The organism is Parabacteroides distasonis (assembly GCF_004793765.1).
GTDB classification, from domain to species: Bacteria; Bacteroidota; Bacteroidia; order Bacteroidales; family Tannerellaceae; genus Parabacteroides; species Parabacteroides distasonis_A.
Genome location: NZ_SRYM01000043.1, coordinates 1 through 14,110, shown reverse-complemented (window position 1 = coordinate 14,110; position 14,110 = coordinate 1). Strand labels below are relative to the sequence as shown.

The 14,110-nt window shown below is 42.0% G+C and carries 13 protein-coding genes, 1 tRNA gene and 1 pseudogene; 12 read left to right on the top strand and 3 right to left on the bottom strand.

Going from position 1 to position 14,110, the window contains the following annotated elements; all coding sequences use genetic code 11:
* Positions 1 to 130: 130 nt before the first annotated feature.
* Positions 131 to 203, bottom strand: a tRNA-Lys gene (locus E5342_RS13545).
* A gap of 606 nt (positions 204 to 809) precedes the next feature.
* Between E5342_RS13545 and E5342_RS13540 the strand changes: the two genes are divergently transcribed.
* Positions 810 to 1,052 carry a hypothetical protein gene (locus tag E5342_RS13540; RefSeq protein WP_121736666.1) on the top strand — a complete coding sequence of 81 codons (243 nt, stop codon included), beginning with the start codon at positions 810 to 812 and terminating at the stop codon, positions 1,050 to 1,052.
* Positions 1,053 to 1,058: 6 nt separating this feature from the next.
* Positions 1,059 to 1,472, top strand: coding sequence for an ISAs1 family transposase (locus tag E5342_RS13535; protein WP_121736665.1), 414 nt, complete (start codon positions 1,059 to 1,061; stop codon positions 1,470 to 1,472).
* A 417-nt stretch (positions 1,473 to 1,889) separates the two neighbouring features.
* Here E5342_RS13535 and E5342_RS20375 read toward each other — a convergent pair whose 3' ends face one another.
* Positions 1,890 to 2,012, bottom strand: a complete 123-nt coding sequence (locus E5342_RS20375) for an IS66 family transposase (protein WP_135959576.1) — start codon at positions 2,010 to 2,012, stop codon at positions 1,890 to 1,892.
* A gap of 169 nt (positions 2,013 to 2,181) precedes the next feature.
* Positions 2,182 to 3,825, bottom strand: a complete 1,644-nt coding sequence (locus E5342_RS13525; RefSeq protein WP_121736663.1) for a diphosphate--fructose-6-phosphate 1-phosphotransferase — start codon at positions 3,823 to 3,825, stop codon at positions 2,182 to 2,184.
* Positions 3,826 to 4,288: 463 nt separating this feature from the next.
* Between E5342_RS13525 and E5342_RS13520 the strand changes: the two genes are divergently transcribed.
* The 10 genes and pseudogenes from E5342_RS13520 to E5342_RS13475 all read left to right on the top strand — a co-directional run bounded on the left by E5342_RS13520 (position 4,289) and on the right by E5342_RS13475 (position 13,778).
* On the top strand, positions 4,289 to 5,413 hold the full coding sequence (locus tag E5342_RS13520) for a TlpA disulfide reductase family protein (RefSeq protein ID WP_121736662.1): 1,125 nt from the start codon (positions 4,289 to 4,291) through the stop codon (positions 5,411 to 5,413).
* An 18-nt stretch (positions 5,414 to 5,431) separates the two neighbouring features.
* Complete coding sequence (locus tag E5342_RS13515; RefSeq protein WP_121736661.1) at positions 5,432 to 5,878, top strand: OsmC family protein; 447 nt, start codon at positions 5,432 to 5,434, stop codon at positions 5,876 to 5,878.
* 86 nt (positions 5,879 to 5,964) lie between these two features.
* A pseudogene (locus E5342_RS20200) lies at positions 5,965 to 7,209 on the top strand (alkyl/aryl-sulfatase); the annotation flags it as partial.
* Positions 7,210 to 7,333: 124 nt separating this feature from the next.
* Entirely contained in the window at positions 7,334 to 8,026 is a 693-nt protein-coding gene (locus tag E5342_RS13505) for an iron-sulfur cluster assembly scaffold protein (RefSeq protein ID WP_005855907.1), read from the top strand.
* Positions 8,019 to 8,210, top strand: a complete 192-nt coding sequence (locus E5342_RS13500) for a hypothetical protein (protein WP_121736660.1) — start codon at positions 8,019 to 8,021, stop codon at positions 8,208 to 8,210. The genes E5342_RS13505 and E5342_RS13500 overlap by 8 nt, the downstream gene beginning before the upstream one ends.
* A 9-nt stretch (positions 8,211 to 8,219) precedes the next feature.
* Positions 8,220 to 9,221, top strand: coding sequence for a GGGtGRT protein (locus E5342_RS13495; RefSeq protein WP_005855903.1), 1,002 nt, complete (start codon positions 8,220 to 8,222; stop codon positions 9,219 to 9,221).
* Positions 9,222 to 9,604: 383 nt separating this feature from the next.
* Positions 9,605 to 10,807: a site-specific integrase gene (locus E5342_RS13490; RefSeq protein WP_135959562.1), complete on the top strand. Its 1,203-nt coding sequence runs from the start codon at positions 9,605 to 9,607 to the stop codon at positions 10,805 to 10,807.
* 126 nt (positions 10,808 to 10,933) lie between these two features.
* Positions 10,934 to 11,161 (top strand): hypothetical protein, encoded by a 228-nt coding sequence (locus tag E5342_RS13485; protein ID WP_135959561.1) that lies wholly within the window; start codon positions 10,934 to 10,936, stop codon positions 11,159 to 11,161.
* A gap of 1 nt (position 11,162) precedes the next feature.
* Positions 11,163 to 11,912, top strand: coding sequence for a hypothetical protein (locus tag E5342_RS13480; RefSeq protein WP_135959560.1), 750 nt, complete (start codon positions 11,163 to 11,165; stop codon positions 11,910 to 11,912).
* Between the two features lie 72 nt (positions 11,913 to 11,984).
* Entirely contained in the window at positions 11,985 to 13,778 is a 1,794-nt protein-coding gene (locus E5342_RS13475; protein WP_135959559.1) for a hypothetical protein, read from the top strand.
* Positions 13,779 to 14,110 lie beyond the last annotated feature (332 nt).

The following is a 14,110-nucleotide window of genomic DNA, read 5'->3' as shown; positions in this document are numbered from 1 at the left end:
ACGATTAATCTTCACAGGGTGGCTTTTTGAGGTCTTTTTTCTGTCGTAGGCGGGTAAGAAAAAAGCTCCTTAAACCACTGGTTTAAAGAGCTTTGTCTTAGTTTGTCGGAGTATTTTCATTTCTCCTAAGTGATCCGCCTGGGGCTCGAACCCAGGACCCCAACATTAAAAGTGTTGTGCTCTACCTGCTGAGCTAGCGAATCATCCTGTGCGTTACTCTCGTAATTTGGATGCAAAGATAGGGGGTTTTATTTTATTATACAAATTTCAAGAGGGGTAAATTTTAGTTTTTTCATGGGGAGCAAATGCAAGAAACAAGATATAAGCACTTTACATCACGTATTACATTATGCATAAACCAGTTACATATCTTCACGAGGCAAAGACGAACCACACTCCTAAATCGTATGATCGCACAGTCCTAACCACAACGCCGCACAACCTCCCCTACCCTTCATTATGATAACGCTAAAGCTCAACTTCCGAGGAATAGCATATCTATCAGCTTCTTTCACAAGTGAATTGAACCAAGCAATCTCCATGCGCAAAACTTGGCAATCGGTAGATATCTGATACCTATGATCCCAAGTCCACCGCATCAAAATTACGGTAACTATACCCGTTCCCAAAGGCAATGAACGTAATCCTCATATCCCCTCGAATTGAAAAATTAGTTTCAGGAGTTATCACTACGCCATAATTTTTTGAGGAAAGGGATCTTTAAATACCTGGTTTTAGTGCCAAATTGTCTGTTTTTACTGACTCTATTTATCTTTGTGAAAGAATAGACTCGAAAAAATGTAGGAATTATGTTTAACGAAATCTTTATGACAGTACCCGACCACGGAGTGACAGGCCGATGTTCCTATGCGCTTTCCGACCTGCTGACTTATATTTGCGGAGGTGAAGATTATGTCGATATGAGCGAGCTCTCCCATATCCGTGCCCGTGATTGTGGTTTGTTGAACAATACGGACAGATCTCCGTCACCAGACACGTTCGAACGTCTGATGAATGCATACGTCAGCGAGAACCATATAATGATCGGATAACTTCGGCTGAAAGACAAAGAGAATGAGATTGTTGCCATACCACAACTCATTGATAAACTTGATATTGAAGGTGCGGTAATGTCGACAGATGCGATCGGAACCCAAGTTGACATCGTGCGGCGTATCCTTGACAAAAAGGCTCATTGTTTTCTTTCCGTCAAAGAAAATCAAGGTTCACCCAATGAGCAGATAACAGACGCATTCCGCTACAACAATCCCTTTGACACGGCTACCCGGATGGACGCCGGCTACGGACGTATCGAGACGCATGACTGCCGAATCCTTGAGGTTTTAGCCATCGGGGACAAGGAGCCGCTCACACATGAAAAAAGAGGCCCCTTATCCGAAGAGGTCTCTTATAAGATCTCACTAATCATGGTCAAGAGACTTTGGTATGCAAAATCTTCCCGTAAATTTTAACTGTCAAGGTTCTTTTCTCATAGTTAAAGTTCTAACAACTCAAAGATCCACATTATTCCCTGAGTACACAAGACTTTTTTAAACTATTTTGATTATCATATCATAAAACATACTTTTACTCCTATTTTGATGCGGTTGCCCCGGGTGGGTAAAGGACAGTTAAAAAGTGAGGATTCCAAATAGAATCAGAACAAAAAGTACTATTATGTCGAAGAACATATAAACTGACCAGCAAAACAGTCGTTGGAAAGCATATGGGAGGGTATAACAAGGATCGTCCAATCCTTATCGGACTCCGGAACCGCCCCTAAGTGCCAGAAAGAGACCTTGTCCGTTTTTCCTGGCGGTGTCTATCAAGGAATAAAGGGTGCAAAAAGCCTCTGCCCCATCCTCGCTCCTGAACGTCCCGCTTACTTTTTATTTGGCCTTCAAGGGGCGGATAGCACATTCAGAAGCGTTATTGCCCAAAGGCACATGGGGATTCTCCAAGAAATTAAAGAGATGTTCTTTGTGTTTGGTCAAGCTTCTTTGCAAATTCAGGAACTTCTTGTCTAACTGGGACGACGGACTGGCTGGGTATCTCCGGCTATACCCTCCTCATAGTGGGATGCGCCGGGCACCTATTGAAGTACTGTATGTAATTAAAAAGAGGATGCCAAATAAATGACATCCTCCCTTGCTTATATATTATATAATGTATAAGTCTGTATTAAGCTTGCTCCAACTGCAAAGTCTTAGTCGGCTGGTCGCAAACCTCCGTCGGGCCGAAGTACTGGATCGGACCCGGGTATACGTAGCTAGTAGTCAAAGCCCACTCGTCACGGTTAGCGGCGAATGCCTTGAAAGGAGCGCCGTCAAGCTTAACCAAAGCCTTCTGGATAACCGGCTTCATCTCGCCATGACGTTTTTCCATGTTCATCATCATAGTAACAGGGATACCACCGGCAATCCATTGATCAGCGGGAGCGGTCGTGTTACGTACGGAAGACATATAACCCGTCTTACCAGCGGCGATCAAGCAAGATGCCGTGTAACCCAAAGAGTAGCAGTAGTCCGCATCGTAGTTAGACGGAGCGGCACAACGACCCTCGTAACCGAAGAAGTGATGCTGTGCAGCGAACTTGCCTACGTACTTACCCTCGGCCTTCCACTCGGCCAATTTCTTGCCAACCATCTCAGACAATAACTTCTCGGTCTCGATCAAAGAAACCTGTACGTTTCCGTGCGGGTCACGATCCAAAGACAACTGACGAGCTACACCCTCCGGAAGAGAAGCGTACAGATCGGAGTTCTCCTTCGTCAACTTGCTGATGATATAAGCCCGTTGCTCGCTCTTCTTGATCATCTTGAACTCAGCGTCGTGCTTAGCCAAGAAGTCGTTCAATTCGGCGATCAAGCGTTTCATAGCCGGAACGAACTCGATCAAGCCCTCAGGAATCAATACCGTACCGAAGTTGTTACCCTCGGCGGCACGCTTAGCCACGATATCAGCCACGTAAGTAACGATATCGTCCAAAGACATATTCTTCTCCTCAACCTCCTCGGAGATGATACAAACGTTCGGTTGAGTCTGCAAAGCGCACTCCAAAGCGATATGAGAAGCGGAGCGACCCATCAATTTGATGAAGTGCCAGTATTTCTGGGCGGAGTTACAGTCACGTTGGATGTTACCGATTACCTCGGAGTAAACCTTACAAGCCGTGTCGAAACCGAAAGAGGTCTCGATCTGGGCGTTCTTCAAGTCGCCATCGATCGTCTTCGGGCAACCGATTACCTGTACGCCGGCACCGATAGCCTTGTAATACTCGGCCAATACGCAAGCGTTCGTGTTGGAATCGTCACCGCCGATAATAACCAAAGCCTTGATATCAAGTTCTTTCAAGATCTGAAGACCTTTATCGAATTGCTCTTTCGTCTCTAATTTCGTACGACCGGAACCGATCATATCGAAGCCGCCCGTGTTACGGTACTCGTCGATAATATCAGCCGTCAATTCCATATATTTATGATCGATCAAACCGCCCGGGCCCAAGATGAAACCATACAGACGAGAATCTGCGTTGTGAGCCTTGATACCGTCGAACAAACCAGCGATCACGTTGTGACCACCGGGAGCCTGACCACCGGAAAGGATCACACCAACGTTCATGACAGGCATAGCCTTCTCCTCGTTACTCTTCTCGAATGTAACGATCGGCATTCCGTAAGTGTTCGGGAACAAGTTCTTGATTTCTTCCTGATCGGCTACTGATTGAGTATACTCGCCGTCAACGGCTTTCACTGCACCTTTCAACGCAGCGGGTACCTTCGGTTGGTAAGCTGCTCTTGCGATTTGTAATGCACTCTTTGTCATTTCTTAATTGATTTATTTAGAAATTATTTGATACGTGTTCAAAAGTGACGCGAATATAAGGAAAAAAATCCGTATTAATAAAAAGACAGGGGGATATGTTCATTAAAAATTGCGCCTTCTCAACATAGCCGACCTTCTAAAAGAAACATCTGTTTCTTCCGATAGAAACAAGAGTTTTATGCGGGAGAAACTTTTGTTTATTCATAGGAAAACTTTTGTTTTCCCTAGAAGAAACTAAAGTTTCCTAAGCATAAAAAACAGCAAAACTGCAATAAATTGAGGAACAACACTATACTTAAAAATTCACTCTTCTACAGATAAGATAAGCGAGAATATTTCTTTTTTCGGAGCAAAGCCTTATGTAAATGTCATCGGGCAACGTTTTTTCCCAAAAGACTTCGTATATTTGCCGCGTTAATATCCTATACGTATTAATACATTACTTACATAACACAAATACAAAATGAAAAAGTATCTTACTCTTGCCGCAGCGGCTTTACTCTTGGTTGCTTGCAGTGAAAAACCGGGTTATGAGATTTCCGGTAACGTGGCGAACTCCGATCTAAACGGAAAATACGTTTACCTGTATGAGTATGGCGTACAAGACGCCGCCCCAATGGATAGCGCATTGGTGCAGAACGGCACGTTCACGTTCAAAGGAACACAGGATGCCCCTGCCCTACGCAAACTCGCCTTCGCCGAGGATGTCGTGGAACCCAAACGTGCCGCTTCCGGCGAGAACGCCCCTTTCACAAGCATATTCGTATTGGAAAATGGTAAATTACAGGCTATTCTTGATGAGGCAGCTTCCGCCGTTTCTGGAACACCGGAGAATGACGGATTAAAAGCCCTGCAAGCACAAATGAAGACTTTGCGTGCGGGTCTGGAGAAACTTTCCGCCGACATGAAATCTGAGGACAAGGAAGTCGTAAGCGCCGCCGAGAAAAAATATGACGAGATCGACCAAAAGGTAACCGAGGCCGTCAAGACTTACATATTGAATAATACGACCAAGCAATCCGCCGCCAAGTTATTATACGATTTCCGCTATAGCTTGGACGAGGCTGCCCAAAACGAGATTATCGCCAAGGCAGACTCCGCTTTCAAGGCCGTTCCGAACATCGATAAGCTCATGGCTCACCTAGATGTACTGAAAACCGTAGCCGTAGGCAAGAAGTTCGTGGACTTCGAGATGGCCGACCCGAACGGTAAGACGCACAAGCTATCCGAGTTCGTAGGCAATGGCAAGAACATCGTGTTGATCGATTTTTGGGCAAGCTGGTGTCCTCCTTGCCGCCGGGATATGCCGAATTTGGTAGCCGCTTACAAGAAATACAAGAACAAAGGTTTCGAGATCGTTGGCATCTCCTTGGATAGCAAGGCTGACGCATGGGCGAAAGGCGTAAAGGACCTGAATATCACATGGACGCAACTCTCCGACTTGCAAGGCTGGAAAAACTCCGGTGCTCAACTATACGGGGTAAACAGCATCCCTCACACCGTATTGGTGGATAAGGACGGAACGATCATCGCCAAGAACCTACATGGCGAGGAGATCGACGCTAAACTTCAAGAAATATTGAAATAATAATAACAATAACACGATATGTCCGCCCAAATCACGTTAAACTGGACGAAGGACTCTACTTTCGAGACCTTGCTGGACGGCCATAAGGTTACGATCGACACAACAGCCGAGAACGGGGGTAATAATGAAGGCCCCCGTCCCAAGGCTTTAATGCTGGTCGCTTTGGCCGGATGCAGCGCAATGGACGTAATCTCCCTTTTCCTTAAAATGAGAGTACGTTTCGACAAAATCTCTATCGACGTAACCGCAGAGACTTCGGATACGATCCCGATGGTATATACCGCATTCCACGCTACATATCATATCGACGGAAACATCGGGGACGCCGCCAAAATAGAGAAAGCGATTCGCCTTTCACAAGAAAAATACTGTGGCGTAGGACTTATGATGAAAAAAATAGGCCCGATTACCTACGATATCTTACTGAACGGCGAACCGCTTAAACCACAAAGACATGAAGATTAGAAAACAGTTCTTACTTTTATTTATATCTACCAGTCACTTGTTCGTATATGCGCAAAACATGGGACCTTCAATGTTTACGAAAGAGGCTGAAGAAATATGTAGAAGACCTTCCGGTCAAGGCGGTTATCTATACGCATCCTCATGTGGACCATTTCGCGGGAATAGACGCTATATTGGAGAACGCCCCCAATAAGTCCGAAGCGATCGAGATCATTGGCCCCAAGGGTTTCTTTGAAGATGCCGTCAGCGAGAACCTGATGGCGGGTGTAGCCATGGGGCGAAGAGCGACCTATATGTACGGCCGCAGTCTACCTAAAAATGAGAAATCATGATGTACTTCCCTGGAATGAAAGTTTTTTGCGTAGCCGAGGAAATCAACCGTACCCTGCACAACCTGCTGACCTTACGAGGGGCGAAGGTCCGGAATGGCCAATTATAGAGCAAATATATCGACCGGGCGATCACGGAGTGCGGCGATCAAGTAGAGGTATCCTTCTCTACCCACCATTGGCCGACTTGGGGCAATAAGAGCATTGTCGCTTATTGGGAAAAGCAGCGGGATCTATATCGCTACTTACACGACCAGACACTTCACCTCGCCAACCAAGGATATACACCTCGAGAAATAGCGGAGATGATTAAATTACCAAGCTCTATCGCCAACGAGTTCGCCAACCGGGGATATTATGGAACCGTTAGCCATAATGTAAAAGCCCAATATCAAATGTATTTCGGCTGGTTCGACGGCATCCCCGCCCATCTGAACCCACTCCCGCCGGTAGAAGAAGGTAAAAAATACGTAGAGGCTATCGGAGGAGAGGACGAGGTAATGAAAAAGGCGCGAGAGGCATACAATCAAGGAGGCTACCAAGCGGAAAGCGGTCCGTGGCGCAATTTCTACCTGACCGGAGCTATGGAACTGACCGAAGGCATCGCCGGTAAAGGCAAGGCCAGCTCAAACCGGGCACGTATGTCTCAAAACCTAAGTCCCGAAATGCTATTCGATTTGCTCGCTATCCAAATAAACGGGGAAAAAGCGGCCGATAAAGACTTAATAACAAATATTATCTTAACCGACACAAACGAACAGGCCACCTTGATCTTAAAGAACGGCGCCTTATCGAACCGTATCGGCAGGCTCCATCCGGCCCCTACCGTAACTTTGGAAGGAGACAAACAAGTCATCTACACAAGCCTCATGCAGCCGGAGAATATAGCGGCAAACCTGCAAGCCCATAAGTTATCGGTAACCGGGAAACTTGAAAGCCTAAAAGAGCTATTCTCCACTTTTGAGGCTCCGGACGCTTATTTTAAGTATCATCGAGCCTTAAACCTTTCCCGCCTCTTGCATGGCTGGATTAAAAAATTTATCTTTGTGCGATCTTTAGAGAAAGCGATATTACTATAAAATTAGCATAAAGTTTTATTACACTTTAATATAATAAATTAGCGATTATGATTTATTCACATGAAGTTCAACACATGTGTGTTGTAAAGAAGGGAGCTAACCACCAGTGCGCTCCGATTCCTGAAGAAGGAAAGTGGGTTAGAGCAACTCAGATCACTGATATCTCTGGTTTGACTCACGGTATCGGTTGGTGTGCGCCGAAACAAGGTGGATGTAAGCTGACATTAAACGTTAAAGAGGGAATCATCCAAGAGGCTCTTGTAGAGACAATCGGTTGTTCCGGTATGACTCACTCAGCGGCTATGGCTTCTGAGATCCTTCCGGGTAAAACCCTTTTGGAGGCATTGAACACAGACCTTGTTTGTGACGCTATCAACACCGCTATGCGCGAGTTGTTCTTGCAGATCGTTTACGGTCGTACACAGTCCGCTTTCTCTGAGGGAGGTCTGCCTGTAGGCGCCGGCTTGGAAGACCTTGGTAAAGGTTTGCGCAGCCAAGTGGGTACGATGTTCGGCACATTGGCCAAAGGTCCCCGCTATTTGGAGATGGCCGAGGGATATTGCACACGCATGGCTTTGGACGCTGATGACGAAGTAATCGGTTATGAATTCATCCACTTGGGTAAATTCATGGATATGGTAAAGAAGGGTATGGACGCTAACGAGGCACTGGAAAAGGCGAAAGGCTCTTACGGTCGTTTCAAAGAAGCTGTAAAATATATCGATCCTCGTAATGAATAAGAAAACATTTACACGTGTCCTCATCGGGCTGAGCATTATCACGGCCGTGGCTACGCTTATCACGTATTTCGTGATGAAGCCGGAGAAACCGTGGTTGGCGTTTTATGTGGCTTGTTGCGGCGGTGTATTGGTTTTCAACTTTCTGATATCTTTATTCCTAGTAAATAAGAATTTTAAAAAGTAAAAAAATAATATGGCTTTATTTGAAAGTTATGACCGTCGTATTGATCATATCAACGCGGTATTAAACGAATATGGTATCAATGGTATCGAAGACGCAAAGGCTATCTGCGATGCTAAGGGTATCGACCCTTATACAATGTGTAAGGAAACTCAACCGATTTGTTTCGAGAACGCTTGCTGGGCTTACGTAGTAGGTGCCGCTATCGCTATCAAGAAAGGTTGTACGAACGCTGCCGAGGCTGCCGAGGCTATCGGTATCGGTTTACAGGCATTCTGTATCGCTGGTTCTGTTGCTGACGACCGTAAGGTGGGTATCGGCCACGGTAACTTGGCTGCTCGTTTGCTTCGTGAGGAGACGAAGTGTTTCGCTTTCTTGGCTGGCCACGAGTCTTTCGCCGCTGCTGAGGGTGCTATCAAGATCGCAGAGATGGCAAACAAGGTTCGTAAAGAGCCGTTGCGTGTTATCTTGAACGGCTTAGGTAAGGATGCCGCTAAGATCATCTCTCGTATCAACGGTTTCACGTATGTACAGACTCAGTTCGATTACATGACAGGTGAGGTGAACGTTATCGAGGAGAAAGCTTACTCTAACGGTCTTCGTGCGAAAGTTAAGTGCTACGGCGCTGATGATGTTCGTGAGGGTGTGGCTATCATGCGTAAGGAAGGTGTTGATGTATCTATCACGGGTAACTCTACGAACCCGACTCGTTTCCAACACCCGGTAGCCGGTACTTATAAGAAAGAATGTATGGAGAACGGTCACCCGTATTTCTCTGTTGCTTCTGGTGGTGGTACGGGCCGTACTTTGCACCCGGACAACATGGCCGCTGGTCCTGCTTCTTATGGTATGACCGACACGATGGGCCGTATGCACGGTGACGCTCAGTTCGCTGGTTCTTCATCTGTTCCTGCTCACGTAGAAATGATGGGATTCCTGGGTATGGGTAACAACCCGATGGTAGGTGCTACGGTTGCCGTAGCGGTTGCTATTGAGGAAGCTATGAAGAAGTAATCAACTAAACAATAAAATAATTGTTTATATAGACTCCTGTAATCTTGATGGTTGCAGGAGTTTTTTGTTTATGGGGATAACTTATGAACATATTCTTTCTTACCTAATCAGGAACTTCTTAAACAACAAATCTTCTTTGTAAAGCATTGGGATTGGTATATAGAATACATAAAAATACTCATGATTTTTCATTTTTAAAAGAAAACAGGATAAGAGATTTCTCTCCTAAAAAATAATGAATTTGAAAGTATTTTGTGACCAATTTGTGACCATTTCTGCATTTTCAAGAAACTGGTCACAAATCATCAACCAATAATCTGATTTACAATAATATAATCAAAATTAAAGAGCTTCTAAAATGTCTAATTTAATTTATTAAACAGATGGTTAGAAGTTCATTTTCTATTCTCTTCTTCATAAGAGAAAGTAAAGTTCGAAAAAACGGGAATGCCCCTATTGAAGTCATAATCACTATCAATGGTGAAAGATGTTCCTTTTCGACAGGGAAACAGGTTCATATTGATAAATGGGATAAAACCAAACAACAAGTAAAAGGTAAAGATGAGGAAACCAAAAGCCTCAACAACTACCTGAAAGCCGTAAAAGCCAAACTGTATCAGAAAGAAGCAGAATTGTTGGATAGAGGTTTTATCATTACCGCCAAACTTTTATGTGAAGCATATCAAGAAAAGATCGAATCTCTGAAAGAGAAAAATTTGTTTGAGGTCTTTACAGAGCATAATCATGAACAAGAAAAATTAATTGGTAATGGAGTTTCTAAAGCTACTTATTGGATTTCTGAATATACTGTAAGATTACTCAAAGAGTTCATGCAACAGAAATACAAAAGAGAAGATATGTATTTGCGTGAACTCAATTTAAACTTCATACAGTCGTTTCATTCATTTTTGAGGATAGATAAGGGCATGTGCCAAAACTCATCTACAAAACATCTGAAGCTACTAAAAAAGATAATCAATCTGGCTGTTGCAAATTCGTACATATCTTTCAATCCCTTTGCCACATACAAAGTGGAACGAGAAGCAGTTGAAATTGACTTTTTGGACGAAGAAGAACTCAGGAGAATTATCAATTTCGATACCCCTTTACCACGCTTGGAAAAAGCGAGAGATATGTTTTTGTTTGGCTGTTTCACTGGATTGAGTTACATAGATGTGAAAACTCTCACCACAGCACATTTTGAAAAAGATCAGAATGGAAGAATTTGGATTAAGAAACGAAGGATCAAAACAGGCGTTCTTTCCAGAATCCCATTACTACCAATGGCTAAAATGATCTTAGAGAAATACAAAGGTGGTGACAAATTATTACCTATCCAAGATCCAGCAGATATAAATAAGTATCTGAAAGACATTGCAATACTTTGTAATATCAATAAACGGATAACCTATCACACAAGCCGTCATACCTTTGCAAGTACGGTTACTCTGGCAAATAACATTTCTTTGGAAGTTGTTTCTAAGATGTTAGGACACACAAATACCCGTATGACCGCTCATTATGCAAAGTTAGTAGATGAAAGCATCGCTAAACAGATGGATCAAATAGTTGATCTATTCGATTAATAGTAAACCTACTCTAAACCAAAGAATCCTGTTTCCAGAAATGGGGACGGGATTCTTTTTATCTTATTTATCCTGTTGCATTAAGTTTTTTATTAATATTGCAGTATTAATCTAATAAGCAAGACTATGAGGGGAAGAAGAATTTATTCCGAAGAAGAAAAGAAAAAGCTGGAAGAAGAAAATAGAGAAGCAAGATGGGGTTGTTTGTCTGTGATGGCTGTTTTATTTCTTTTATCCTTATTGATGAAATGGGCTGAAGCAGGAAACAGCCCTATTCCTTTCATTATAATCATTGTACTTATAGTAGTATGTAATATTATAATATTCAGAATAAATAGACAACAAAACAAGTAACATGATAAACTTAACAAAAGAACAGTACATTAAGGTATTAGATACTCACCGTACTTTGCATATCGTGGATTCCGCAAAAAGAGTAAAAGAGTATTACGATCGAAAAGAATATGCCATTCAATGCGATTCACCCATTTTGAAAGAACTGTTTGAAATGGGAAAACTTCCTATTGATGAGCGTTATGTTAAATTACAACAGGGAACATACCAGATTTTGGATATTCGTAGAAAGCCAATCGAGTTTAAGGGACAAACCCGTATGGCTGATATTGCATACGTCTTGTACCGTAAAGAAAGAGCTGTTGAAAAATATGAAGAAATAGAGGGTAAGGACAGGCGTGAATTATATAGGGAAGAGCAAAGAAAAACAATAGAAGATTTCGATTTCTGGTTTAAAGTCTACCAAGTAAAAATATGGCCTCTGTTCAATGAAAACTCAAAAGAGAGTGAAGGTAATTCCAAATTGCAGGAATTAATAGGCAATCAGATCATTGTGCATAAAATAGAATTAGACCCCGAAACACGTACTTATAAGGTGGACTGGTTCAATATGGCTAATTTTGAAAACTGGATTGAAAGATCAGCCCATCTTGATATGATGTTGGAGCAAGAAGCGGAAAAAGAGGCTGCAAAAGAACAGGCATTCTTAGACAGTCTGGAAAATCCTATAGACTATGATCCTGAATTATATGCAGGTGATCCAGTAGGTTTCCAAGAGGATTTATTCTGTGAAGAGGATTTCATAGACTGATAGTCTGTTTATATGAGGGACAATTTTTATTTTTGTATTTAATATAAGAATAAATTTTGTCCTTTTTCATTTATGAAAGAAGAGATCATATACATAGACAAGGAAAATGGCTATCTTACAGGCTCTATTCCTGTAAATGCCATTATCTATAAGAAAATAACAGGAATCGGTGCGACAACTTTAGAAATAGCCTGTAAGCGTAATTCCATAATCATAGAACCTAATACCCCTGTAATAGAAGGAAAAGCGAAAAAGCATTCCAATCTGTTAGGTGTATATGAGGGAATCACTACCAACCAGATCATTTCTTATTTACAGGATAGTCACATTTCCTATAAAAAGATAATGACCACCCCTGAATCATTTGGCAAGGTAAAGAAAGCATTCAACTTTCTTAATGTAAATATGTATCAGGATTACTTCCTCTTATTTGATGAATGCCATAAACTGACAAGCGATATAAGCTATAGGGAAACAATCACTCTGCCAATGGCTGATTTCTGGAAATTTGAAAGACGTTCCCTAATATCGGCTACAATCACAAACTTTACGACTTATCCCATCTTCCAGAAATATGGATTCAGAAATATCACCATACAGCCAAAATGGGATCATTCCTTAAAAGTGAATCTATATTCAAGCAATAACATTCTGCAAGATGTAAAGTCATATTTAGAGACACTACCAAGTAAAGAAGAAAAGGTATGCTTCTTTATAAACTCGATAGACATCATAATCTCTTTAATTCACGCACTGGGAATCAATGAGGATTCCAATATCTATTGTGCGAATAAGAGTGTCGGCAAATTAACACATAAAGGATTATCTCATATTCAACCAGACATAAACAATTTGAATCACTACAACTTCTATACAAGCCGTTATTTCTCTGCCGTTGATATTATTACAGATGATAAGCCTCACGTCGTTGTAATATCGGATGCTATCAAAGCATCCCAAACCCTGATAGAACCCGCTTTGGAATCCCGACAAATCGCAGGGCGTTTCAGAAATGGAATATCATCATTCACCCATATTGCAGGACTTGACAATAAAATCCGATATAAGACAACAGAAGAACTTCGTACCTTTATGCAAGAACAGCGAAAAGCCTATATCCAGTTGAAAACACTGTATAACTCAGCTTCGGAAGAAGGTGTTAGGCAAGTAATGAAAGAAGCCATTGAAAGAATAGAGATCAGCAAGTATATGGAAGAGGACAATTCTTTCAACTATTTCATGAGTGAGAATTTATTAGATGCGGAAGCTACCAAATCCAGATACCAGAACTGGGAAAATTTCATTCTTTCTTATTCCTTGGACGAAGAGTTTTTTGAGATCATAGATCAATATAACAATCAATATGAACAGGATAAAGACAGGATCAGAATATCCGTATCAAACAGCCGGTTGTTGAGAAAGGAGATTGTCGATCAATTCTTTTCAGCAGGATTAGATAATGGAGCGGAAACAGAGGAACAAAAAGCATTATTGGAAGAATTGCAAAGGCAAGATGAGTTTATCGTGGAAATTTGCCAAAACTTTGATAAAGACTTCATTATCCAGAAAAATTATAACAAGCAACAATTAACCTTAGCTCTTATCAAAAAACAAGTAAAAGAACAATGTCTTAGTTTTCCTGTGATTGATGCGGTTTCCAAACTGTTTAGAATCGGATTTGTCTATTCGGAAGAAGAGATAACATCTACCTTGAATAAGATATATTCCGAACTTGGAATTAAAAGAGAGGCTAAAGCGACAGATATAAAAGAATATTTTGAAACGTCTCCCAGAAGGACAGTCAAGCAGAAAGGAGCATTCAAAAAAGGTTATAAACTCTATACTCCAAAATTCTTAATAAAGTAAGTTCCTTTAGCCAGAAACAAAATGGAGGCTTCACCCAAGTAAAAGGATAGACTGCCAATTTTTATTGAAGCGGATAATAAACTCCTATTTCTCTTACTTGGTTACAGCCCAAAGGAAAATCAGAGAATAAGGCTTGCCTATGGCTTGTATTTCCCTTTTCAGGGGATTTTTGGTGACTGGCTATATAAAAGTAAAATCTTCCAAAAATCCCCTGAAACTGAAACAAGTAAGAGATAAGCATCCATAAATAGCCCTATTCTTCTTACTTGGATAGTCCCAACCCAAATAAAAGAGAAATGGGCACTTCCATTTCTGAAAGCACCCATAATATT

Coding starts and splice junctions, on each gene's coding strand:
- E5342_RS13540 (WP_121736666.1), top strand. CDS start 810: ATGTTTAACGAAATCTTTATGACAGTACCCGACCACGGAGTGACAGGC.
- E5342_RS13525 (WP_121736663.1), bottom strand. CDS start 3,825: ATGACAAAGAGTGCATTACAAATCGCAAGAGCAGCTTACCAACCGAAG.
- E5342_RS13520 (WP_121736662.1), top strand. CDS start 4,289: ATGAAAAAGTATCTTACTCTTGCCGCAGCGGCTTTACTCTTGGTTGCT.
- E5342_RS13515 (WP_121736661.1), top strand. CDS start 5,432: ATGTCCGCCCAAATCACGTTAAACTGGACGAAGGACTCTACTTTCGAG.
- E5342_RS13505 (WP_005855907.1), top strand. CDS start 7,334: ATGATTTATTCACATGAAGTTCAACACATGTGTGTTGTAAAGAAGGGA.
- E5342_RS13500 (WP_121736660.1), top strand. CDS start 8,019: ATGAATAAGAAAACATTTACACGTGTCCTCATCGGGCTGAGCATTATC.
- E5342_RS13495 (WP_005855903.1), top strand. CDS start 8,220: ATGGCTTTATTTGAAAGTTATGACCGTCGTATTGATCATATCAACGCG.
- E5342_RS13490 (WP_135959562.1), top strand. CDS start 9,605: ATGGTTAGAAGTTCATTTTCTATTCTCTTCTTCATAAGAGAAAGTAAA.
- E5342_RS13485 (WP_135959561.1), top strand. CDS start 10,934: ATGAGGGGAAGAAGAATTTATTCCGAAGAAGAAAAGAAAAAGCTGGAA.
- E5342_RS13480 (WP_135959560.1), top strand. CDS start 11,163: ATGATAAACTTAACAAAAGAACAGTACATTAAGGTATTAGATACTCAC.
- E5342_RS13475 (WP_135959559.1), top strand. CDS start 11,985: ATGAAAGAAGAGATCATATACATAGACAAGGAAAATGGCTATCTTACA.